Origin of the sequence: Streptococcus oralis subsp. tigurinus (assembly GCF_002093545.1) — a bacterium.
Taxonomy (GTDB): domain Bacteria; phylum Bacillota; class Bacilli; order Lactobacillales; family Streptococcaceae; genus Streptococcus; species Streptococcus oralis_C.
Genome location: NZ_LNVF01000006.1, coordinates 12269 through 35410, shown reverse-complemented (window position 1 = coordinate 35410; position 23142 = coordinate 12269). Strand labels below are relative to the sequence as shown.

At 43.3% G+C, this 23142-nt stretch carries 26 protein-coding genes, 1 tRNA gene, 1 riboswitch and 1 other annotated feature; of the genes, 16 read left to right on the top strand and 11 right to left on the bottom strand.

All coding sequences use genetic code 11. The features are described 5' to 3' along the window. Positions 1-18: 18 nt before the first annotated feature. The 4 genes from ATE34_RS07470 to ATE34_RS07455 form a co-directional block, all read right to left on the bottom strand. Positions 19-1281 (bottom strand): nucleobase:cation symporter-2 family protein, encoded by a 1263-nt coding sequence (locus ATE34_RS07470; RefSeq protein WP_001171650.1) that lies wholly within the window; start codon positions 1279-1281, stop codon positions 19-21. Continuing rightward, the gene (locus ATE34_RS07465) at positions 1281-1862 is read right to left on the bottom strand and encodes a xanthine phosphoribosyltransferase (RefSeq protein WP_061598094.1); all 582 of its coding nucleotides are present in this window, start codon (positions 1860-1862) and stop codon (positions 1281-1283) included. The genes ATE34_RS07470 and ATE34_RS07465 overlap by 1 nt, the downstream gene beginning before the upstream one ends. 120 nt (positions 1863-1982) lie before the next feature. Next, positions 1983-2078, bottom strand: a riboswitch (purine riboswitch). Positions 2079-2309: 231 nt separating this feature from the next. Next, positions 2310-2696 carry a bleomycin resistance protein gene (locus ATE34_RS07460; protein WP_001108700.1) on the bottom strand — a complete coding sequence of 129 codons (387 nt, stop codon included), beginning with the start codon at positions 2694-2696 and terminating at the stop codon, positions 2310-2312. Between the two features lie 11 nt (positions 2697-2707). After that, on the bottom strand, positions 2708-3535 hold the full coding sequence (locus ATE34_RS07455) for an exodeoxyribonuclease III (protein ID WP_084911479.1): 828 nt from the start codon (positions 3533-3535) through the stop codon (positions 2708-2710). Between the two features lie 133 nt (positions 3536-3668). On the opposite strand from ATE34_RS07455, the gene ATE34_RS07450 reads away from it, so the two are divergent. The 8 genes from ATE34_RS07450 to ATE34_RS07415 all read left to right on the top strand — a co-directional run bounded on the left by ATE34_RS07450 (position 3669) and on the right by ATE34_RS07415 (position 12687). Beyond that, positions 3669-4124: a DUF3290 family protein gene (locus ATE34_RS07450; RefSeq protein ID WP_049536503.1), complete on the top strand. Its 456-nt coding sequence runs from the start codon at positions 3669-3671 to the stop codon at positions 4122-4124. Next, positions 4121-4756, top strand: coding sequence for a DUF421 domain-containing protein (locus ATE34_RS07445; RefSeq protein ID WP_000174434.1), 636 nt, complete (start codon positions 4121-4123; stop codon positions 4754-4756). The genes ATE34_RS07450 and ATE34_RS07445 overlap by 4 nt, the downstream gene beginning before the upstream one ends. Before the next feature lie 160 nt (positions 4757-4916). Continuing rightward, entirely contained in the window at positions 4917-6662 is a 1746-nt protein-coding gene (locus ATE34_RS07440) for an ABC transporter ATP-binding protein (RefSeq protein WP_084911478.1), read from the top strand. Further along, entirely contained in the window at positions 6652-8394 is a 1743-nt protein-coding gene (locus tag ATE34_RS07435) for an ABC transporter ATP-binding protein (protein ID WP_084911477.1), read from the top strand. The genes ATE34_RS07440 and ATE34_RS07435 overlap by 11 nt, the downstream gene beginning before the upstream one ends. Positions 8395-8612: 218 nt before the next feature. Then, positions 8613-9305 (top strand): sugar transferase, encoded by a 693-nt coding sequence (locus tag ATE34_RS07430; RefSeq protein WP_084911476.1) that lies wholly within the window; start codon positions 8613-8615, stop codon positions 9303-9305. 42 nt (positions 9306-9347) lie between these two features. Further along, positions 9348-10577: a DegT/DnrJ/EryC1/StrS family aminotransferase gene (locus tag ATE34_RS07425; RefSeq protein WP_061598100.1), complete on the top strand. Its 1230-nt coding sequence runs from the start codon at positions 9348-9350 to the stop codon at positions 10575-10577. Positions 10578-10611: 34 nt separating this feature from the next. Further along, positions 10612-10843, top strand: a binding site (T-box leader). 65 nt (positions 10844-10908) lie between these two features. Then, positions 10909-12087 (top strand): tryptophan synthase subunit beta, encoded by a 1179-nt coding sequence (gene trpB / locus ATE34_RS07420; RefSeq protein ID WP_045592556.1) that lies wholly within the window; start codon positions 10909-10911, stop codon positions 12085-12087. A gap of 36 nt (positions 12088-12123) precedes the next feature. Continuing rightward, the gene (locus tag ATE34_RS07415; RefSeq protein WP_061598101.1) at positions 12124-12687 is read left to right on the top strand and encodes an aminodeoxychorismate/anthranilate synthase component II; all 564 of its coding nucleotides are present in this window, start codon (positions 12124-12126) and stop codon (positions 12685-12687) included. Positions 12688-12738: 51 nt separating this feature from the next. On the opposite strand, the gene ATE34_RS07410 is transcribed toward ATE34_RS07415, so the two are convergent. Beyond that, entirely contained in the window at positions 12739-13398 is a 660-nt protein-coding gene (locus ATE34_RS07410; RefSeq protein WP_061598102.1) for a prepilin peptidase, read from the bottom strand. Between the two features lie 69 nt (positions 13399-13467). Here ATE34_RS07410 and ATE34_RS07405 point away from each other — a divergent pair, with 69 nt between their 5' ends. Further along, positions 13468-13932, top strand: coding sequence for a GNAT family N-acetyltransferase (locus tag ATE34_RS07405; RefSeq protein ID WP_084911475.1), 465 nt, complete (start codon positions 13468-13470; stop codon positions 13930-13932). A 119-nt stretch (positions 13933-14051) separates the two neighbouring features. On the opposite strand, the gene ATE34_RS07400 is transcribed toward ATE34_RS07405, so the two are convergent. The 6 genes from ATE34_RS07400 to ATE34_RS07380 form a co-directional block, all read right to left on the bottom strand. Continuing rightward, on the bottom strand, positions 14052-14471 hold the full coding sequence (locus ATE34_RS07400; protein WP_061598104.1) for a DUF2871 domain-containing protein: 420 nt from the start codon (positions 14469-14471) through the stop codon (positions 14052-14054). A gap of 12 nt (positions 14472-14483) precedes the next feature. Continuing rightward, on the bottom strand, positions 14484-14627 hold the full coding sequence (locus ATE34_RS11090) for a hypothetical protein (protein WP_180382686.1): 144 nt from the start codon (positions 14625-14627) through the stop codon (positions 14484-14486). Positions 14628-14660: 33 nt separating this feature from the next. Next, complete coding sequence (locus tag ATE34_RS07395) at positions 14661-15083, bottom strand: hypothetical protein (protein ID WP_061598105.1); 423 nt, start codon at positions 15081-15083, stop codon at positions 14661-14663. Positions 15084-15149: 66 nt separating this feature from the next. Further along, positions 15150-15707, bottom strand: a complete 558-nt coding sequence (locus tag ATE34_RS07390) for a TetR/AcrR family transcriptional regulator (protein ID WP_061598106.1) — start codon at positions 15705-15707, stop codon at positions 15150-15152. Between the two features lie 252 nt (positions 15708-15959). Further along, a tRNA-Lys gene (locus ATE34_RS07385) sits at positions 15960-16032 on the bottom strand. Positions 16033-16296: 264 nt separating this feature from the next. Then, a complete protein-coding gene (locus ATE34_RS07380; RefSeq protein WP_061598107.1) occupies positions 16297-17568 on the bottom strand; it encodes a replication-associated recombination protein A in 1272 nt (423 codons plus the stop codon). A 115-nt stretch (positions 17569-17683) separates the two neighbouring features. Here ATE34_RS07380 and ATE34_RS07375 point away from each other — a divergent pair, with 115 nt between their 5' ends. The 7 genes from ATE34_RS07375 (at position 17684) to pepF (ending at position 23129) form a co-directional block, all read left to right on the top strand. Then, the gene (locus ATE34_RS07375; RefSeq protein WP_061598108.1) at positions 17684-18154 is read left to right on the top strand and encodes a DUF3013 family protein; all 471 of its coding nucleotides are present in this window, start codon (positions 17684-17686) and stop codon (positions 18152-18154) included. Positions 18155-18163: 9 nt separating this feature from the next. Then, complete coding sequence (locus ATE34_RS07370) at positions 18164-18592, top strand: NUDIX hydrolase (protein WP_061598109.1); 429 nt, start codon at positions 18164-18166, stop codon at positions 18590-18592. Next, positions 18589-18957 (top strand): hypothetical protein, encoded by a 369-nt coding sequence (locus ATE34_RS07365; protein ID WP_061598110.1) that lies wholly within the window; start codon positions 18589-18591, stop codon positions 18955-18957. Before ATE34_RS07370 ends, ATE34_RS07365 begins: the two co-directional genes overlap by 4 nt. A 58-nt stretch (positions 18958-19015) precedes the next feature. Continuing rightward, positions 19016-19489: a GNAT family N-acetyltransferase gene (locus ATE34_RS07360; protein WP_061598111.1), complete on the top strand. Its 474-nt coding sequence runs from the start codon at positions 19016-19018 to the stop codon at positions 19487-19489. A 137-nt stretch (positions 19490-19626) separates the two neighbouring features. Then, positions 19627-20577, top strand: coding sequence for a 50S ribosomal protein L11 methyltransferase (gene prmA, locus ATE34_RS07355; RefSeq protein WP_081103110.1), 951 nt, complete (start codon positions 19627-19629; stop codon positions 20575-20577). A gap of 1 nt (position 20578) precedes the next feature. Further along, positions 20579-21322, top strand: a complete 744-nt coding sequence (locus tag ATE34_RS07350) for a 16S rRNA (uracil(1498)-N(3))-methyltransferase (protein ID WP_061598113.1) — start codon at positions 20579-20581, stop codon at positions 21320-21322. A 10-nt stretch (positions 21323-21332) separates the two neighbouring features. Further along, positions 21333-23129: an oligoendopeptidase F gene (gene pepF, locus ATE34_RS07345; RefSeq protein WP_084911474.1), complete on the top strand. Its 1797-nt coding sequence runs from the start codon at positions 21333-21335 to the stop codon at positions 23127-23129. Positions 23130-23142 lie beyond the last annotated feature (13 nt).

The following is a 23142-nucleotide window of genomic DNA, read 5'->3' as shown; positions in this document are numbered from 1 at the left end:
GGTGTGAGCCTCTTTTTCTTATTTCTTTTTCCGATTTAATACGGCATTGAGTACAATGGCAAGTAGGCTGGCTACGACGATTCCGTTTGAGAAGAACATTTGGAAGGCTGTCGGCATGCTGACAAAGAGATTACTGTTATTTAGACCTACACCAGCAGCGATTGAAACAGCTGCGATAAGGAAGTTATGTTCATTGTTAGCAAAGTCAACGCGGGCGAGGATTTGCATCCCTTGAAGGGAAACAAAACCAAACATCACCAGCATGGCACCTCCAAGAACAGGGCTCGGAATGATTTGGGCGAGGGCACCAAACTTAGGAAGGAGTCCAAGGAGAACTAAGAAACCAGCCGCGTAGTAGATTGGCAGACGAGTCTTGATACCTGATAATTTAACCAAACCAACGTTTTGTGAAAATCCTGTGTAAGGGAAGGTGTTAAAGATTCCTCCGAGAAGGACAGCTAAACCTTCTGCGCGGTAACCGTTACGCAGGCGCGTGCTGTCGATTGGGTCATTGGTAATATCAGACAAGGCCAGGTAAACACCAGTGGATTCAACCATAGACACCGTTGCAATGATACACATCATGACAATAGATGAGATTTCAAAGGTTGGCATTCCAAAGTAGAGTGGAGTTGGGACATGGACAAGCGGTGCTGCCGCAACAGGCGAGAAGTCCACTAATCCCATGGTAGCAGCGATGGCAGTTCCGACAACCAAGCCAATCAAAATAGAGATGGACTTGATAAATCCTTTGGTAAAGATGTTAATCAAGAGGATAATCAAAACGGTGATAGCTGCAAGCAAGAGGCTTTGACCAGTTGGCTCAGGAACGTTATTTCCCATATTTCCAATAGCGACAGGAATCAAGGTCAATCCAATAGTCGTAATAACAGATCCGGTTACGATAGAAGGGAAAAGATTGGCCACTTTTGAGAAGATGCCTGAAATCAGAACTACATAAATCCCTGAAACGATAAGGGCACCAAACATAGCGCCACTGCCATGGCTCTGACCAATCATAATCAAGGGAGCGACTGACTGGAAGGCAACTCCGAGAACGACGGGTAGTCCAATTCCAAAGTATTTATTGAGTTGGAGTTGGAGGAAGGTGGCCACCCCACACATGAAGATATCTGTGGAGATTAGGTAGGTCAACTGCTCAGCTGAATAGCCAAGAGCTGTCGCAATCATGATAGGAACTAGGATAGAACCTGAGTACATGGCTAGTAAGTGCTGTAAGCCAAGAACGGCTGCTTGCGAGTGTTTTTCTTGTTTTTGCATTAGAGATCTGCCTCCTTAAATACGACTTGACCATTTTCGAAACGATCCAAGCGAGCGAGCGATAGTACAGGGTAGCCTGCTTTTTCAAGTAAATCACGACCATCTTGGAAGGATTTTTCAATCACGATACCAATCGCTTCAACTTTTGCTCCGGCCTGTTCGATGATTTGAATCAAGCCTTTGGCAGCTTGTCCATTGGCTAGGAAATCATCGATAATCAAGACCTTGTCCTCTGGTGAGAGGAATTTTCCAGCGATGGAAACCGTGCTCGTCACCTGCTTGGTAAAGGAGTAAACCTCAGCAGTTAAGATGCCTTCGTTCATGGTGATGTTTTTAGCTTTTTTGGCGAAAATCATGGGAATGTTTAGGGCTTCAGCTGTAAAAACGGCTGGGGCAATACCTGACGCTTCAATAGTCACGACCTTGGTAATGCCAGCAGAAGCGAATTTTTCCGCAAAAACTTTACCAATCTCCCGCATCAAACGATAGTCAACTTGATGGGTTAAAAAGGAATCTACCTTGAGGATGTTGTCACTCAAGATATGCCCATCCTGAAGGATGCGCTCTTCTAATAATTTCATAAGACCTCCTAAAGTCTAAAAGATGCTTCATTTACTTGTTTAGAGTTTCTAGCAAGAAATAGAAAAAGAACCTACTTAATCCCCTAAGTAAGTCCCCAAAATAGGCATGGTCAAAACCATACCTTCAGCTGACATACTCATTGTTAGGTGTTCCGGCACCTTGTAGAAACGTCGTGCCAATTCACGACATAAACAAGTAAAATGATATTCAATTTTAAATAGGCTGACGCCAATGTTTTTATTCTACACCAAATAACTTTAGAAATCAAATATTTTGTTAATGTTTAGATATAAAAAACGAACAAATTGAAGAAAAAAGGGCAAAAGCTCAATTGTAGGCTAACCTTTAGAAGATTATTCCATCATAAAAGGCATATTATCAGGATTTTTCAAGACCTGGCAATATGCCTTTTTCTGATTTGAAAGATTTTTCCAGTCTCTATTTTTCTATTCGCTAAATCTTAAAAAATAACCATCTGGATCCAAAACTGCAAATTCGTGAGGATAGATATAATGATCCCCAACACGAAATGTTCTCTTGGTCAAAGGACGATAAATAGGATAGTTGGCCTCGGTCACTTTTTGATAAAGTTGTGGGACATCCTTTATACCAAAGGATAGGTTGACACCTTTTCCAAAAGGGTAGGTAAGGTTAGCCAGTTCCTCGGGGGTTCCCTCCTCTAGCATTAGTTGGCACTCTTCAAGAGAAAGAAAGAGAAAGTTTTCTTCTGGACGCTCGTATTCAATCCTAAAACCGAGTAAATCGCAGTAGAAAGAACGGGACTGTTCTAAATCACTTACAACAAACTCGGGAATAACTGCATTGTAGTTCATAGTGAAAATCCTTAAAGTTTAATTTCCAATACAATCGGCGTATGGTCTTGACGCGCACCAGAGTCAATCATATCAGACTTGGTCACCTTGTCAGCCACGCGGTTGCTAGTGAGCCAGTAGTCGATTCTCCAGCCTGTATTGTTGATTTTAGAAGTCTTGCTGCGTTGCGCCCACCAGGTATAACGCTCGGGGACATCGCCGTGAATATGGCGGAAGGTGTCGGTAAATCCAGATGCCAAAAGGTTGGTAAAACCAGCACGTTCCTCGTCTGTAAATCCAGGTGAACGGCGGTTGCTAGCAGGATTTGCAAGGTCAATTTCCTTGTGAGCTACGTTGTAGTCTCCAGTTGCAAGGACTGGTTTTTCTTTGTCTAGTTGAGCCAAATACTCAGCGTATTTGACATCCCAGACTTGTCGTTCTTCCAAGCGTTTGAGGGCATCGCCAGCGTTTGGAGTGTAAACTTGGGTCACGAAAAATGTGTCAAATTCCAAGGTGATGATGCGGCCTTCCAAGTCCATGGTAGAAGGGGCACCGATTTCTGGGAAACTGATTGTTGGTGTGAGTTCTTTCTTATAAAGGAACATGGTTCCAGCGTAGCCTTTGCGGGCAGGTTCTTGGGAAGAACGCCAAGTGTTTTCGTAGCCTGGGAAGAGTTCTTCTAAAATTTCCAGATGTTTTTTTGTAGGCCCCTTGGCAGAAAGCTTGGTTTCTTGGATAGCGATAATATCGGCATTTTCAGCTACTAAGGTTTGTAGAACTTCCTGTGAAAGTTTGGCGCGAGCAGAGTCGCTCGTTAGGGCTGCATTGAGGGAATCGATATTCCATGAGATGAGTTTCATAACATTACCTTTTTCATTGAGATTATAGACTATATTATACCAAAAAATGGCGCATTTCCCCAACGTATGGTTTGAAAAATCACCCTCTTTCGTTTATAATGAAGAATGATTTTATGAAAGGGAGTGAAAATACATGAAATTCTATTCTTATGACTATGTACTCAGCCAAATCGGTCAGCAAAATGGCATCATGATTGGTTTAGGGATTGTCCTATTAGCTGTGACAGGATTTTTAGCTTTCAAGGCTTATCATGATAAAAAGGGGACCAAATTTCGTGAGTTGGTCATGATTTCAGCTTTGACCTTATTAGCTCTCCTTTTAGTCAGCATCACGACTTATCAAAATAATCAAGTTTCTAATAATAAATTTCAAGCTTCACTTCATTTCATCGAGCTTGTTTCCAAAGAATTGGGAGTTGACAAGTCAGAGATCTATGTCAATACTTCCACAAACACTGATGGCGCACTTATCAAGGTAGGTGATTGCTATTATCGTGCCTTGAACGGAAGTGAGCCAGACAAGTACCTGCTAGAGAAAGTGGAATTGTATAAAACAGATGCAATTGAACTGGTGGAGGTGAACAAATGACACTCAATTATATCGAAATTTTAATCAAACTAGCCTTGGGTCTCTTTTCTCTGGTTTTCGTGATTAATGTGACAGGAAAGGGCAACCTAGCGCCTAACTCAGCGATAGATCAAATTCAGAACTATGTACTAGGGGGCATCATCGGTGGGGTGATTTACAATAGCGCTATCAGTATCCTTCAGTATGCAGTTATCCTGATTATGTGGACCATTCTGGTCTTAACTCTCAAATGGCTTAACAATAATGTTCACTTTGTAAAACGTTTGATTGATGGGAAACCAACCCTGCTCATCAAAAATGGAAAGATTGATCCAGAAGCCTGCCGTTCGGTTGGTTTATCAGCAGCGGACGTAGCTCTTAAGCTCCGTAGCCAGGGAATTTTCCAAATGAAACAAGTCAAAAGAGCAATGCAGGAGCAAAACGGTCAACTCATTGTAGTCCAAATGGGAGATGAGAATCCCAAGTATCCTGTTGTCACAGACGGTGTGATCCAAGTCGAAATTTTGGAGACCATTGGTCGCAGCGAAGAATGGCTGCTTGATAATCTCAGCAAACAAGGGTATGACAATGTGGCCAATATCTTTATCGCTGAGTATGACAAGGGTGTCGTCTCAGTCGTAACTTATGAATAAGAAAAACCTGGGGTCTTGTACTCTTCAAAAATCAAATTCAAACTGCGTCAACGTCGCCTTGCCGTACTCAAGTACAGCCTGCGGCTAGTTTCCTAGTTTGCTCTTTGATTTTCATTGAGTCTTGGCCTCAGGTTTCCATTTGCAATCAGAAAGGGATTTTATGTCCATTATTCAAAAACTCTGGTGGTTTTTCAAGTTAGAAAAGCGCCGTTACCTAGTCGGAATTGTGGCCCTGGTCTTGGTTTCTGTCCTTAATCTCATTCCCCCCATGGTCATGGGACGGGTGATTGACGCCATTACTGGGGGGCAATTAACCCATCAGGACCTCCTTCTTAATCTATTTTATCTACTGCTAGCAGCCTTTGGTATGTACTATCTGCGCTATGTTTGGCGCATGTATATCCTTGGGACTTCCTACCGACTCGGTCAGATTATGCGCTCTCGCTTGTTTGAGCACTTTACCAAGATGTCGCCAGCCTTTTATCAGACCTATCGAACGGGGGACTTGATGGCACACGCCACCAACGATATCAATGCCTTAACTCGTCTCGCAGGTGGCGGAGTCATGTCTGCGGTCGATGCCTCTATCACGGCTTTAGTAACCTTGCTGACCATGCTTTGTAGCATTTCATGGCAAATGACTCTAGTTGCCATTCTTCCCCTGCCTTTCATGGCTTATTCGACCAGTCGTCTAGGGAGAAAGACTCATAAGGCTTTCGGAGAATCCCAAGCAGCCTTTTCTGAACTCAATAATAAGGTACAGGAGTCTGTATCAGGTATCAAAGTAAGCAAGTCTTTCGGTTATCAGGCGGACGAGCTGAAGTCCTTTCAGGCAGTTAATGAATTGACCTTCCAAAAGAATCTCCAAACCATGAAATACGATAGTCTCTTTGACCCTATGGTTCTATTGTTTGTTGGTTCGTCCTACGTTTTAACTCTTTTGGTCGGTTCTTTGATGGTTCAGAAAGGGCAAATCACCGTTGGGAATCTGGTTACCTTTATCAGCTACCTAGATATGTTGGTTTGGCCTCTTATGGCTATTGGTTTCCTCTTTAATATTACTCAGCGAGGGAAGGTGTCCTATCAGCGGATTGAGGATCTTTTGTCTCAGGAATCACCTGTAAAAGACCCTGAATTTCCTCTGGACGGTATCGAAAATGGACGTTTGGAGTACGCCATTGACAGCTTTGCCTTTGAAAATGAGGAGACACTGACGGATATTCACTTTAGTCTGGAAAAAGGGCAAACTCTAGGCTTGGTCGGGCAGACAGGTTCTGGTAAAACGTCCTTAATCAAGCTCCTCTTGCGTGAGTACGATGTGGATAAGGGAGCTATTTACCTAAACGGTCACGATATTCGGAGCTATCGCCTGACAGACCTTCGCAGTCTCATGGGCTATGTTCCTCAGGATCAGTTTCTCTTTGCGGCCTCTATCTTAGACAATATCCGCTTTGGAAATCCTAATTTGCCCCTTTCAACGGTTGAGGAAGCGACTAAGCTAGCCCAAGTTTACCAAGATATTGTGGACATGCCTCAGGGCTTTGATACGTTGATCGGTGAAAAAGGGGTCAGTCTCTCAGGTGGTCAAAAGCAACGTCTGGCTATGAGTCGGGCTATGATTTTAGACCCTGATATTTTGATTCTAGATGATTCCTTGTCCGCCGTGGATGCTAAGACGGAGTATGCGATTATTGACAATCTCAAGGAGACGCGGAAGGATAAGACAACTATCATCACAGCACATCGTCTCAGTGCGGTTGTCCATGCAGATCTAATCTTGGTTCTACAAAATGGCCAAATTATCGAGCGTGGAAAACACGAAGATTTGTTGGCTCTGGATGGCTGGTATGCCCAAACCTACCAGTCTCAGCAGTTGGAAATGAAAGGAGAAGAAGATGCAGAATAAGAAAGAACAATGGGCTGTATTGACGCGCTTGATGTCCTATCTCAAGCCCTATGGCCTCCTGACCTTTTTGGCACTCAGTTTTCTCCTTGCGACTACGGTCATTAAAAGTGTCATTCCCCTTGTGGCTTCCCACTTTATCGACCAGTACCTCAGCAATCTTAATCAACTGGCCGTGACCGTTTTGCTGGCCTACTATGGCCTCTATATCCTACAAACTCTGGTCCAGTATGTCGGAAATCTTCTCTTTGCGCGGGTGTCCTACAGTATTGTCAGAGATATTCGTCGCGATGCCTTTGCCAATATGGAGAAACTCGGCATGTCTTATTTTGACAAGACGCCAGCAGGCTCCATCGTTTCTCGTTTGACCAATGATACCGAGACCATCAGTGATATGTTTTCAGGGATTTTATCCAGCTTTATTTCAGCAGTTTTCATCTTTCTGACAACTCTGTATACCATGTTGGTGCTGGATTTTCGTTTGACAGCTTTAGTCTTGCTCTTTCTTCCTTTGATTTTCCTTTTGGTCAATCTCTATCGGAAAAAGTCAGTGAAAATCATCGAAAAAACCAGAAGTCTCTTGTCGGATATCAATAGCAAGCTAGCAGAAAGTATTGAAGGGATCAGAATTATCCAAGCCTTCAATCAAGAGAAGCGCCTGCAGGCAGAATTTGATGAAATCAACCAAGAACACTTGGTCTATGCCAACCGTTCTGTAGCCTTGGACGCCCTCTTTTTACGTCCTGCCATGAGTTTGCTGAAACTCCTAGGCTACGCTGTTTTGATGGCTTATTTTGGCTACCGTGGGCTTTATCTGGGAATAACAGCAGGAACCATGTATGCCTTTATCCAGTATATCAATCGTCTCTTTGACCCCTTGATTGAGGTGACGCAAAACTTTTCAATCCTTCAAACGTCCATGGTGTCTGCAGGCCGTGTCTTTGCTCTGATCGACGAGAGGACCTATGAACCCCTTCAAGAAAACGGCCAGGCCGAGGTCAAAGAAGGCAATATTCGTTTTGAACATGTATGTTTCTCATATGACGGTAAACACCAGATTCTGGATGATATTTCCTTTTCAGTTAACAAGGGCGAAACCATTGCCTTTGTAGGTCATACAGGTTCGGGGAAATCTTCGATTATCAATGTCCTCATGCGTTTTTATGAATTTCAGTCAGGCCGAGTTCTCTTGGATGGTGTGGATATTAGGGACTACAGTCAGGAAGAGCTGAGAAAGAACATCGGTCTGGTCTTGCAGGATCCCTTCCTTTATCACGGGACTATCAAGTCCAATATCGCCATGTACCAAGATCTTAGTGATGAAGAGGTACAGGCTGCGGCTGCCTTTGTGGATGCAGATTCCTTTATTCAGGAGCTTCCGCAGGGTTATGATGCACCTGTGTCTGAGCGTGGTTCGAGCTTTTCTACTGGACAGCGTCAGCTTCTTGCCTTTGCCAGAACAGTCGCAAGTCAGCCTAAAATCTTGATTTTGGATGAAGCGACAGCCAATATTGACTCTGAAACAGAAAGTTTGGTTCAAGATTCCCTAGCTAAGATGAGACAGGGTCGGACGACCATTGCCATCGCTCATCGCCTTTCTACCATTCAAGACGCCAACTGCATTTATGTCTTGGATAAGGGGCGCATCATTGAGAGTGGAACCCATGAGGAACTCTTGGCCTTAGGAGGAACCTATCACAAGATGTATAGCTTGCAGGCTGGAGCCATGTCCTAATACTCTTTGAAAATCTCTTCAAACCACGTCAGCTTTATCTGCAACCTCAAAGCTGTACTTTGAGCAGCCTGTGACTAGCCTCCTAGTTTGCGTTTCGATTTTCATTGAGTATAAGAAGGAAATTCTTTAAATTACAGATTTCTTGCACCGCCTTTTCCATTTTGTGGTATAATGAAAAATGTTGACAAATAGTATAATAAAAACAAAGGAGAAACAGCATGCTGAAATGGGAAGACTTGCCCGTGGAAATGCAATCAAGCGAGGTTGAGTCTTACTACCAGCTTGTCTCTAAAAGGAAGGGTTCGCTGATTTTCAAGCGTTGCCTGGATTGGGTTCTGGCCCTGTTTTTGCTAATTTTGACTTCTCCCATCTTTCTTATCTTGAGCATTTGGATCAAGTTGGATAGCAAGGGACCTGTCATTTACAAGCAAGAGCGCGTGACCCAGTACAACCGTCCGTTCAAGATTTGGAAGTTCCGTACTATGGTAACGGATGCGGATAAAAAAGGAAGTCTGGTGACTTCTGCTAACGATAGCCGCATTACCAAGGTTGGAAATTTCATCCGCCGTGTGCGCTTGGACGAACTGCCTCAGCTGGTCAATGTCCTTAAAGGCGAGATGTCCTTTGTTGGGACAAGACCTGAGGTGCCACGCTACACCGAGCAGTATAGCCCTGAAATGATGGCGACCTTGCTCTTGCCAGCAGGGATTACCTCTCCAGCCAGTATCAACTACAAGGATGAGGACACCATCATCAGTCAAATGACGGAGAAAGGTTTGTCGGTTGACCAGGCCTATGTCGAACATGTCCTTCCTGAAAAGATGCGCTATAACCTCGCCTATCTCCGAGAGTTTAGTTTCCTTGGAGACATCAAAATCATGTTTCAAACCGTGTTTGAGGTACTAAAATAAAGTAGTCATGAGAAAATGAGTACAGATAAAAGGAGCAAATCAATGCCAAATTACAATATTCCATTTTCACCGCCCGATATCACTGAAGCTGAAATTGCTGAAGTAGCAGATACCCTGCGTTCTGGTTGGATCACAACAGGTCCTAAGACAAAAGAACTGGAGCGTCGCTTGTCCCAATACACACAGACGCCTAAGACTGTCTGCCTCAACTCTGCGACAGCCGCTCTTGAGTTGATTTTACGTGTTTTGGAAGTGGGACCTGGTGATGAAGTCATCGTTCCAGCTATGACTTATACAGCTTCATGTAGTGTCATCACACACGTAGGAGCAACACCTGTCATGGTGGATATCCAAGCAGATACGTTTGAGATGGACTATGACCTTCTTGAGCAAGCCATCACTGAAAAGACTAAGGTCATCATCCCAGTAGACCTTGCAGGGATTGTTTGCAACTATGACCGTTTATTCCAAATTGTGGAGAAGAAACGCGACCTCTTTACTGCTTCAAGCAAGTGGCAAAAGGTCTTTAACCGTATCGTGATTGTCTCTGATAGTGCCCATGCTTTGGGATCTACTTACAAAGGGCAACCAGCTGGTTCTATCGCTGACTTTACTTCCTTCTCATTCCATGCCGTTAAAAACTTTACAACTGCTGAGGGAGGAAGTGCGACTTGGAAGGCCAATCCAGCGATTGACGACGAAGAAATGTACAAGGAATTCCAAATCCTTTCCCTTCATGGTCAGACTAAGGATGCTCTTGCTAAGATGCAATTGGGTTCATGGGAGTACGATATCGTAACACCAGCCTATAAGTGCAACATGACGGATATCATGGCTTCGATAGGTTTGGTACAATTGGATCGTTACCCTGGTTTGCTACAACGTCGTAAGGACATCGTGGATCGCTATAATCGTGGCTTTGCGGGTACTCGTATTCACCCACTGGCACACAAGACTGATACTGTCGAATCTTGTCGTCACCTCTACATCACCCATGTAGAAGGTGCTAGTCTAGAAGAGCGTAATCGTATTATCCAAGAATTGGCCAAGGCAGGAATCGCAAGTAATGTTCACTACAAACCACTTCCTCTTTTGACAGCCTATAAGAATCTTGGTTTTGATATAGCAGATTATCCAAGAGCCTATGCCTTCTTTGAAAATGAAATTACGCTCCCTCTTCATACAAAATTAAGTGATGATGAGGTTGATTATATCGTTCAGACTTTGGTGAGAATTTCCGAAGAAATACTCGGTTCAGGAAAAAAATCATAAAAAAATCTTGACAAAGATAGAACAATAACATATAATATTCTCAATAAATCAGAAAAGTAACTATATTCGATCTTCAGGGAGCCTGTGGTGATTGTGAACAGGTGGTTGGAAGTAGTGAAAGTGGGCTGATTTTAAAAATGAATTTGAAACAATGAAAATTCGGTGCGCACACCTTACAGTGCAACTTGTTGTTAGACAAGGCAGAGATGTAAAGGGGAATAGTCCCTTTATAATTGAGGTGGCACCGCGTTACCAACGCCCTCACACAGATTGTTTTCTGTGTGTGGGCTTTTTTCATATCTTTAAATCAATACTGAAAGAGGAAAATTTTATGACAACTAAAGGTTATTTTGGACAATTTGGTGGAAGTTTTGTACCGGAGCCGATTCAGGCTTTGTTGGATGAGTTGGAAGTGACATTTGACAAATACAAGGATGATCCAGAATTTTTGGCAGAATTTCGCCATTACTTGAAGGATTATTCTGGTCGCGAAACACCACTCTATTTTGCGGAAAGTTTGACAGACCACCTAGGTGGAGCTAAGATTTATCTTAAACGTGAAGACCTTAACCACCTTGGTTCTCACAAACTCAACAACGTTTTAGGGCAAATTCTTCTTGCCAAACGTATGGGTAAAAAACGAGTGATCGCAGAAACAGGAGCTGGTCAACATGGTGTTGCGACAGCAGCTGCTGCAGCCAAGTTTGGTATGGCCTGTGATGTCTACATGGGGGCAGAAGATGTGGAGCGTCAACGTCTCAATGTTTTCCGTATGGAGATGATGGGAGCGACCGTTCATGCAGTTGAAACGGGGACCCGAACTCTTAAGGATGCGGTTGATGCAGCCTTTGGAGCATGGATGAATGACCTTGAAGCTTTCTACGTTTTGGGATCTGCTGTAGGCCCTCATCCTTATCCTACCATTGTTCATGAATTCCAAAAGGTCATCAGTGAAGAATCTCGCCGTCAAATCTTGGAAAAAGAAGGCCGTTTACCAGACTACGTCATTGCCTGTGTAGGTGGTGGTTCCAATGCCATCGGTGCTTTTTCACAGTATGTGGCTGATGAAGAAGTCAAATTGGTTGGGGTCGAAGCTGCCGGTCACGGACTTGACACAGACAAGCACGCAGCCACTATGACAAAAGGTAGTGTCGGAATTGTCGACGGTATGAAGACTTATGCAGTCTTTAAGGAAGATGGAGAGCTAGCGCCAGTTTACTCTATCTCAGCTGGTTTGGACTATCCAGGGGTTGGCCCAGAACACGCCTACTTTAAAGATTCAGGTCGCGTGGAATACGTAGCAGCGACAGATGAAGAAGCTGTTCAAGCCTTGCTCCTTCTCAGCAAGACTGAAGGGATTATCCCAGCGATCGAAAGTTCGCACGCGATCGCAGAAGCGGTAAAACGTGCACCGAAACTAAGTAAAGATGAGATTATCATCATCAATGTCTCTGGTCGTGGAGACAAGGACGTAGCTGCGATTGCAGACTACCTTGAAGCTAAAAAATAAAGATACGTTTTGCAAGCAATCAAACAGGAGTAAAAAGTGATATTATTGATTGATAACTATGATTCCTTTACCTACAATCTGGCTCAGTATATAGGGAATTTTGCTCCTATCGAAGTGCTGAGAAATGATGATTCTCGTCTCTATGAGTTTGCAGAAAAGGCGGATGCCCTTGTCTTTTCCCCTGGACCTGGTTGGCCGTCTGATGCTGGAAAGATGGAGGAAATGATTCGAGATTTTGCAGGCCGAAAACCAATTTTGGGGATTTGTCTTGGACATCAGGCTATTGCTGAGGCATTCGGTGGAAAACTCGGCTTAGCTCCCAAGGTCATGCACGGTAAACAAAGTCAGCTACAATTTGAAGCTCCATCCATTCTCTATGATGGAATAGAGAACAAATGTTCAGTCATGCGTTACCATAGTCTTATGGTGGAGGAATTACCTGAAGATTTTGAAGTTACAGCTCGGTCGACGGATGATCAAGTCATTATGGGAATTCAGCACAGGAACCTGCCTATCTACGGTTTCCAGTACCATCCAGAAAGTATTGGAACACCAGATGGTTTATCCACTATTCGAAATTTTATTGAGAAAGTAATTTAACTGGAAAATTTCACTTAATTGAAAAGCCCTCCATAAAAGAGAGCAGGATTATCAGAGAATTACTAGCTTACCAAAAATAATCAAACAAGTAGCCAGTAAGAGGAAAGGCACGAAAGGAAGTCTTTCCTTTTTCTTTTGCGAGAGAAAGGCTAAAATCCCTGTTGCAGAAGCAAACTGGATTAAGATGAGTAGTTCTGTCGCACTAAAGATGAGCGCGCAAGAAGCCAGAAAGAGAAAATCACCTGCCCCTATACGGATATCGATAAAATGAGCAAAAATTCCGAGAACAAGGAAGAAGACCATAATCGGATTCCAACCACAGAAAGCCATGAGGATTAGATGGAACGTCAGCCAGACTAGTAAAGGATATTCCTGATGACGGAAGTCGTAGATGCCCAAGGTCAAACCAGCAGTGATTAGGATGACTTGCCCCAAGGAAATCCACTCCCAAGACCAAGCTAGAAAGAGGATTCCTAAGCCGAGTTCAAAGAGGGCATACCAGATAGGATAGCGAGCCTTGCAGTAGAGACAGCGAAAGCGACCAATTACTTGAGAGATAATCGGAATCAAATCTAAGGGACGCAAGCGAGTCTGACAAGAATCGCAGTGACTAGCTGGTTTGATAATGGATTGCTCAGGGAAACGGTCAATGACCAAACCTAGAAAAGAAGCGAAAATGCTCCCGACAAGAAAAAAATAAAGATCAATCATACTTATCTATTCGTAAAAAATAGAAGAAGTAGTATAATAAAGAAACATTGATAAGATGGTGAGGTCAAGATGACAATTCGTTTTGAAGAAAATGTGAGCACAGAAAATGCTCAGCTCGTATGCCAATGGTCCAACTCCCTTGGCAAATCCTTTCAAGAACAATGGATGGGAACAATGATTCCTTTTCCCTTAACAATTCAAATCTTGCAAGATTTGGAAGGAATCTTTTCAATCTTTGATGGACAAGAGTTTGTGGGGCTTATCCAGAAAATCAGGCTAGAAGACAGGAATCTTCATATCGGGAGATTTTTTATCAACCCCCAGAAACAGGGGCAAGGCTTAGGTAGCCGGGCTTTAAGGAAATTTGTTAGTTTGGCCTTTGAAAATGAAGACATAGATAGTATCTCTCTAAATGTCTACGAGGCAAATCAAAGAGCCAAAGATATCTATCAAAAAGAAGGATTTGAAATCGTTCAGATGGTTGAAGAACCTATACGAAAATACATCATGAAAGTATCGAAAGAAACAAAATAAAATGGGAAAGTTCGCTCTGTATTCTTAACTCTCGCTCAGTAAAAAAGACAGCCTCCTCTTGGTGACTGTCTGCTTAATGCTGAATAGGCGTATATTTATTAAAAATATCAAAGTGTCATTTACTGGATATTGTCTGATAGGCTTCTCTTAATCTGCAAGAGTAAGAGGATCAAACTAACACTCAGGAGAATATGTCCAATTCCGGCGACCCCAGAGATAGTAGCATTGATACTAGAAGGGAGAACCATTCCTAGCACCTGGGTTACACCACGAACTGCAAGCATCACTGCGGTTAGATTGAGACCGATATGATAGAAAATTAAGATCCGACTAGTTTTCGCTCCACTAAAGGAAAAGTTTTTTTCCAGCAGGAGTAGCAGAAGAAAGAAGACCATACCTAACAGAAAGTAGTGTGTGTGCACGAACCCGAGAGAGGTTCTGTCAATAAAACCATAGAATTTAGTAAACTCACGGTAAAATACTCCTCCAACCATTGCAAGGATAGCGTAGAGTATAGAGGCATTCATGTATCGTTTCATGTCATCATTCCTTTATTCACATTCTTTTTTCATCGCAAAATAACCTATCAGTACTATCCAAACATAGGCACAGGTTTTGGGAATCATCAGCATTCCAATTGTTATAACTGATACTAGATAAACAGAATCAAAAAGTGTTTCGACAATTGCTTGCATAGTCTGTCCTCCTCTTCTAATGGATTGTGTTTGCTAATTTTCATTGGCAAAGACGGCTTGGCTGAAGTTGAGACCAAATAGTAGGCCTGCCAGGAGAAGTGCCGCTCCCAATCCTGTGTAGAAAAAGGCAATAAACTGTTCTGATGCAAATCCACTTGATCGTAGCCAAATGCCAAAGGTCATCATCGTTGCCATGATTGCAAAGGATTTGCCATCAAAGAATTTAAGGAAAAAATATTTTTCTTCTTGATAGGCCTGAATCCTTGCCGTGTGTTTTTTTACCAGCTTGCCAAAAATAAGGAATTGGAATATCGTAAAAACCAGTGCGGTTAGTAGATAATTCACAATGCCATGATGGGCCGGATAGGCTAAAAGTCCAATGCGAAGAATATTGAAACCAGCTAGACTCCAAACAAGGCAGGCCAGCAGTAACAATGTATTCCGTTTTACTTTCATGTAATACCTCCTAATGAACGATGTTCAATTAATTACATACGAAATTCCCACAAGTGAGTGGGAATTCTAATAAAGTGTTCTGCGAATAATTTCCAGGACAGCAGATGGGTCATAGTCTTGTCGGAGAAGAGCAGAGAGCATAAGGGAAAATAGGACATCCGCAAATTTCTCTGGAGTAAAGTCTTCTGTGAAAGCATCTGACCGAATTTTTGTATCCTTTTTCAAGACAGAACACAAACCGTTTAAAATGTGTTGCCAAGTCTGTTGCATCCGTCGTTTGCCATCAGATTTTTCTTCTCGCAGAAAACCTAAGGAATGCAGAGTGAAAAATCCTGGATACTGCTTGCAACCGTAAGCCATCCGATTGTAAATCCAAGTAATACAAACCTGAATATCTTCAAATACAGTAGCATCTTCTGGGCGGTGAAAAATCTCGCACCAAACACTTTCCACTGTAGCCCCTATTAACTCTGCCTTGGAGTCAAAGTAATTATAGATGGCACCTACAGAGACTCCGCAGGCAGTTGCGATTGAACGGATGCTGACAGCAGACCAGCCCTGCTGTTGCATCAGCTCTTGACTAGTTTGTAAGATTTTCTCCCTTGATGTTACTACAGTATTCATTTGATTACCCCTTGATGAACAATGTTCAGTTTGATTTTACTGAAAAAGAGGCAGCCTGTCAAGTATCTTACATTCTTTCCTAGTAAACTAAGAATGGCTATAGGTGATAAAAACTGAACAGTTAAAAAGTGGAATTCCTTATAATCGAACTAGAGTCTCTATTATTTAAAAAATAGAAGACACTGAGCTAGAATTTTCGTTCAGATAAGCAAAAAAAGCCTTGAAGTCAAGGCTTTTCCTGTTGTATGTAGATGCCCCCTGCAGGGCTCGAACCTGCGACCCATAGATTAAGAGTCTACTGCTCTACCAACTGAGCTAAGAAGGCAAATAAAAAGCTGTATTGGTGCCGAAACTTCACGGTTTGTATTGAACCCGCGCAATTAAGCAGGTGGGCAACTCGCTCTAACTGAAGCTGTTTCCGTGTGAGACGGCCTACATGCTGTTAGAAGACTTTTGTTTCCCTAATAATACAAAAAATAGTCGGTCAACACTTAAGTGTGAAGTCGTACACCACAGCGTTTCTATATTTATATGATACCACTTTTTTAAAAAAATTCAAGAGGAAAATTTATTTTTTTTGAAAAGGATTTCACAAGTTTCTTAATTTATCAATGGTTTCCTTGCGTTGGGCTAAGGCACGTTCGTACTTGCCGGTATCTTTTGGAGTAAAATAGTGGTGATTTTGGATTTTTTCTGGCAGATAGTCTTGCTTGACCCAATTTCCAGGATAGTTGTGTGGATAGAGATAATCTTGGGCGTTGCCCAGTTCCTTGCTCCCACTGTAGTGACCATCACGCAGGTGTCGTGGAATGGGGATATGACCTGATGTTTTGAGGTCAGCAAGTGCCTTATCCATAGCCACATAGGCTGAGTTGGATTTTGGAGAAAGAGCCAAATCAATCACAACATTAGCAATGAGGATGCGAGCTTCTGGGAAACCAATCCTTTGTGCAGCATCTAGAGCAGTTACAGTATGGATCTGCGCTTCAGGATTGGCCAAGCCGATATCTTCATAAGCAATCACAGTCAAGCGGCGAGCGAGGCTAGGAAGATCCCCAGCTTCAATCAAGCGGGCTGCGTAGTGGAGACTGGCATTCACATCCGAGCCGCGGATGGATTTTTGCAGGGCAGAAAGGACATCATAGTGCCCATCCCCGTCCTTGTCCATGGCAATATAGCTCCGTTGCAGGCTATTTTCCATGATATCAAGAGTGATATGGCGGGTGCCCTTGTCATTTTCGGGAGTAGAGAGAACAGCCAAATCTAGTGAATTAAAGGCAGAACGGAGATCACCATTAGTAGATGTTGCGATGAAATCAAGGGCATCCTCATCTAGTTCTACTGGGAAATCAAAACCACGTTTAGTGTCAGATATAGCGATTTGAATGGCTTCTTTGACGTCTTGGTTAGACAAGGGTTCTAATTCAAAAATCTGAACACGGCTACGAATGGCTGGAGTGACAGAAAAGAAAGGATTTTCAGTCGTAGCGCCAATCATGATGACCAGACCACTTTCCAAGAGTGGCAGAAGAAAGTCTTGCTTGGTCTTATCAAGACGATGAATCTCGTCCAGTAACAGGACCAATCCACCAGAAAATTTAGCTTCTTCAGCGATTTCTTGGAGACGTTTTTTACTATCAACAGTGGCATTGAAGGTCCGAAAGGCATACTTGGTCGTTCCAGCGATGGCTGAAGCGATACTGGTTTTTCCGATACCCGGAGGTCCGTAGAGAATCATGGATGACAGGCGGTTGGCCTCCACCATGCGGCGGATGATTTTTCCTGGGCCGACCAGATGTTTCTGACCGATGACCTGGTCAATGGTTTTCGGGCGCATGCGAAGCGCAAGATTGTCAGGCATAGCAGTCCTTTCTAACATGGATTTTCTGATGTATATGTGGTAAGATGGTAGTATCTATTTTAGCATAATTCTGAGTAATCGGGGCGATTTAAGAGTCGCATAGAAAGAGGACAAAATGGCAACATATGGATTTTTAGATGTTTTAGAGGAAGAATTGGACAAGAACTTTCCTTTTGACTTTGAGATTAGCTGGGATAAGCGCAACCACGCGGTTGAAGTGAGTTTTCTATTGGAAGCGCAAAATGCTGCAGGTGTGGAGATGGTGGATGAAGACGGAGAGGTTTCGTCAGATGATATCCTCTTCGAGGAAGCAGTACTTTTTTACAATCCTGCCAAGTCAACAGTCACTAAAGAAGACTATTTAACGGTCATCCCTTATCTACCTAAGAAAGGTTTCTCTCGCGAGTTTTTAGCTTATTTTGCGCTTTTCCTAAAAGATACTGCCGAGGTTGGGCTGGATGCGCTCATGGACTTTTTGGAAGACCCAGAAGCAGAAGAATTTGTCATGGAATGGAACCAAGAAGTCTTTGAAGAAGGGAAAGCAGGCTTGGAAGAGGGGGAGTTTTATCCTTATCCTAGGTATTAGGAGTATGATATGGAAATAGAAATTTCTGATTTTACTGGTTGCAAAATTGCCCTCTTTTGTGGTGATAAGCTCCTGACTATCCTACGTGATGATAAATCAAACATTCCATACCCTAATACCTGGGAATTGCCAGGTGGCGGACGAGAGGGTGATGAAAGTCCTTTTGAGTGTGTAGCGCGTGAAGTTTATGAAGAGCTGGGAATTCATTTGATTGAAGAGTGTCTGCTTTGGAGTAAGGTGTACCCAAGTATGCTTTTTGAGGGGAAGGAATCCGTCTTTCTAGTTGGTAAGTTAAGGCAGGAACAGTTTGATAGTATTGTCTTTGGTGACGAAGGGCAGGGCTACAAACTGATGAGTATTGAGGAGTTTCTTGGCTCAGATAAGGTTGTCCCCCAGTTGCAGGGGAGAGTGAGGGATTATTTGAAGGAAGTAAAATGATTTTTGCAATTGCAACAACGACACTAAATAAGGAAGTTAAACGCAAACTAAAAGCTGGACAATACTCTAGGGAAGAAGCTACATTCATTTATATAGAATATTTAAAGTTAAAAAAACAAAGGGAAAGTGGTACGAAAGTAGCTGGGATTTCTATGGCTGTTATTTGGGTATTAATGCTTGCTATACCCTTACTGAGTGGTAGAGGTCTCGTACTGCCCCTTTCAGTATATTTTTTATTTTTGATACTGTTTGCAGGAATTGTTCTATTTGTTTATTATCTTATGTTTGGTATTTTTAAACAGCAGATTCATAACGCAATGAAAGAACACTACACGGATGTGATTGAAGAATTTGAGGGTCAGTAAAACAGCGTGTGGAAGAGCATAGGAAGCGAGTTGAGAGAGTGAATTTGGAGGTATTAGTATGATTCAGATTATCCGAGCAGGAGCAGAGGATTTAGAAACCGTAATTGCAATTCAAAGAGCTAGCTTTAAGGCTGTCTATGAAAAATATCAAGATGAGTATGATCCTTATCTGGAGGACCGCGAACGAATCAAATGGAAACTAGTCGAGCGTCTTAATAGTTATTACTACTTTGTAAAAGAAAAGGACGAAATTATCGGTTTTTTACGAATTCAGACCAATGAAGAATTGACGGAGGCTTGGTTGGGAACGGCAGCGATTTTGCCTCAGCATCAAGGAAAAGGTTATGGTTCTGAGGGATTGAGATTGCTGGAAAAGGAATTTTCAACGATTAAACAGTGGGATTTGTGTACGGTATTACAGGATGCGGGGATGGTCGCCTTTTATGAGAAAAATGGCTACCGTCAAACCCATATCGAGCCTGAAAAAGAAGGTATGGATATGGTTTACATGAAAAAATGTATAGAGAAATAGAAAGGATGGTTCGGTTACATTTCTAAACTGAACCCGCCCTAAACAGTGTGCCAAAAAGATAAACTTCTCTTAGACCCAAGTGTCTTCAGAGAATTTTCTATTTTGGCTTTGTGTTTTACGGGCTTGGTATCTTAATGATGGAAACATGGCAAGAGTTAAAAGTTACAGTGAAGCGTGAGGGGGAGGAGCTGGTCTCTAATCTCTTGATTGAGCTAGGAGCGCAAGGTGTTGCGATTGAAGATAGTATGGACTATGTGGGGAATGTCGACCGTTTTGGTGAAATATTCCCTGAAGTCGAGCAGCAAGAAGAAATCGTGGTGACAGCCTATTATCCCGAAACGGTTGATGTAGCGGCAGTTGAGGCAGACTTGCAGGCACGTCTAGCAGAATTGACAGATTTTATGGACTTAGGAGAGGTCAAGATTGGCATGACTGCCTTGGCTGAGGAAGACTGGGCAGACAACTGGAAGAAATACTATGAGCCAGCCCGTATTACTCATGACTTGACCATCGTGCCGTCCTGGACAGACTATGAGGCGACAATGGGAGAAAAGATTATCAAGCTGGATCCTGGTATGGCTTTTGGGACTGGAACGCATCCAACGACCAAGATGAGCCTTTTTGCTTTGGAGCAGGTTCTTCGTGGTGGCGAAACGGTGCTGGATGTGGGGACAGGTTCAGGTGTCCTCTCCATTGCCAGCTCGTTGCTTGGTGCCAAGGAAATCTTCGCCTATGACCTAGATGATGTGGCAGTTCGTGTGGCTCAGGAAAATATTGAGCTCAACCCTGGCATGGAAAATATCCATGTAGCGGCAGGTGATTTGCTCAAGGGTGTGGAGATTGAGGCAGATGTGATTGTGGCTAATATCTTAGCGGATATTCTCATTCATCTGACGGATGATGCTTATCGCTTGGTCAAGGATGAAGGCTACCTGATCATGAGTGGCATTATCAAGGACAAGTGGGATATGGTGCGTGAGTCAGCTGAGTCGGCAGGTTTCTTCCTTGAAACCCATATGATTCAAGGGGAATGGAATGCCTGTGTCTTTAAGAAGACCAAGGATATCTCTGGTGTGATTGGAGGCTAGCATGCAACAGTATTTTGTCAAGGGCAGTGCAATCTCTCCTGTCACCATTGAGGACAAGGAAACCAGCAAGCATATGTTTCAGGTTATGCGCTTGAAAGAAGATGATGAGGTGACCTTGGTCTTTGATGATGGCATTAAGCGCTTGGCGCGCGTGGTAGATGTGGAAAATCATCAGTTTGAGTTGGTCGAAGAATTAGCTGACAATGTGGAACTACCAGTCCAAGTAACCATCGCATCAGGATTTCCCAAGGGAGACAAGCTAGAGTTCATCACTCAAAAAGTGACGGAACTTGGTGCCAGTCAAATCTGGGCCTTTCCCGCTGACTGGTCGGTCGCCAAATGGGATGGTAAGAAATTGGCTAAAAAGGTTGAAAAACTGGAAAAAATTGCCCTTGGAGCGGCAGAACAAAGCAAGCGTAATATCGTTCCAAGTATTCAGCTTTTCGAGAAGAAAGCAGATTTTCTAGCCCAGCTGGACCAGTTTGACTCTATCATAGTAGCCTATGAAGAATCAGCAAAAGAAGGAGAAGTCGCTGCGCTCTTACAAGCGGTCTCTGGTCTTGAAAAAGGAGCTAAACTGCTCTTTATCTTTGGTCCAGAAGGTGGTCTGTCACCAGCAGAAATCGAAAGTTTTGAAACTAAAGGAGCTGTTTTGGCAGGTCTTGGACCTCGCATTCTAAGAGCAGAAACAGCACCGCTTTACGCCTTATCAGCCCTTAGTGTTTTAGTAGAATTAGAAAAATAAGAGGAAAAATATGGAACAAAAACACCGTTCAGAATTTCCAGAAAAGGAACTTTGGGATTTAACCGCCCTATACCAAGACCGTGAGGATTTCTTGCGTGCAATCGAGAAAACGCGCGAAGACATCAATCAATTTAGCCGTGATTACAAGGGGAATCTTCACACTTTTGAGGATTTTGAGAAGGCCTTTGTGGAATTGGAGCAAATCTACATCCAGATGAGCCATATTGGCAATTATGCCTTTATGCCTCAGACGACAGACTATAGCAATGAAGATTTTGCCAATATTGCCCAAGCTGGGATGGAATTTGAAACAGACGCCAGCGTAGCCTTGACCTTCTTTGACGACGCCTTGGTGGCTGCAGACGAGGAAGTCTTGGACCGTTTGGGTGAATTACCACATTTAACAGCTGCCATTCGTCAGGCAAAAATCAAAAAAGCCCACTATCTAGGGGCTGATGTGGAGAAGGTCTTGACTAATCTTGGTGAAGTTTTCTACAGTCCACAGGATATTTACACCAAGATGCGTGCTGGGGATTTCGAAATGGCTGACTTTGAAGCCCATGGAAAAACCTACAAAAACAGCTTTGTGACCTATGAAAATTTCTACCAAAACCACGAGGACGCTGAGGTTCGTGAGAAATCCTTCCGTTCCTTCTCAGAGGGACTTCGTAAGCACCAAAATACAGCTGCTGCAGCCTACTTAGCTCAGGTCAAGTCTGAAAAACTCTTGGCTGATATGAAGGACTACGACTCAGTTTTTGACTATCTTCTGGCTGAGCAAGAAGTGGACCGTGCCATGTTTGACCGCCAGATTGACCTCATCATGAAGGACTTTGCGCCAGTCGCTCAGAGATACCTCAAGCATGTTGCCAAGGTTAATGGTCTTGAAAAGATGACTTTTGCAGACTGGAAGCTAGACTTGGACAGCGCCCTCAATCCTGAAGTGACTATCGACGATGCCTATGATTTGGTCATGAAATCAGTCGCACCATTGGGTCAAGAATACACTCAAGAAATCGCCCGCTACCAAGAAGAACGCTGGGTTGACTTCGCTGCCAATAGTGGCAAGGATTCTGGTGGTTATGCAACGGATCCATATCGTGTACATCCTTATGTTCTCATGAGCTGGACAGGCCGTTTGAGCGATGTCTATACCTTGATCCATGAAATTGGACATTCTGGTCAATTCATCTTTTCTGACAATCATCAGAGTTACTTCAACGCTCACATGTCTACCTACTATGTCGAAGCGCCATCAACCTTCAATGAATTGCTTTTAAGTGATTATTTGGAACATCAGTCTGACGATCCTCGTCAAAAACGCTTTGCTCTTGCCCACCGCTTGACAGATACCTACTTCCATAACTTTATTACCCACCTCTTGGAAGCAGCCTTCCAGCGCAAGGTTTATACATTGATTGAAGAAGGAGAAACCTTTGGGGCAAGCAAGCTCAACAGTATTATGAAGGAAGTCTTGACGGATTTCTGGGGAGATGCTATTGAGATTGATGACGATGCGGCCTTGACTTGGATGCGCCAAGCTCACTATTACATGGGCTTGTATAGTTACACCTACTCAGCTGGACTAGTCATCTCGACTGCTGGTTACCTTCATCTGAAACATTCAGAAACTGGAGCTGAAGATTGGCTCAATCTCCTCAAATCAGGTGGTAGCAAGACACCGCTTGAATCAGCCATGATTATCGGAGCCGATATCTCAATGGATAAACCACTCCGTGATACGATTCAGTTCTTGTCTGACACGGTTAATCAGATTATTGCCTACAGTGCTGAGTTGGGGGAGTAAAGATTGGACAGAG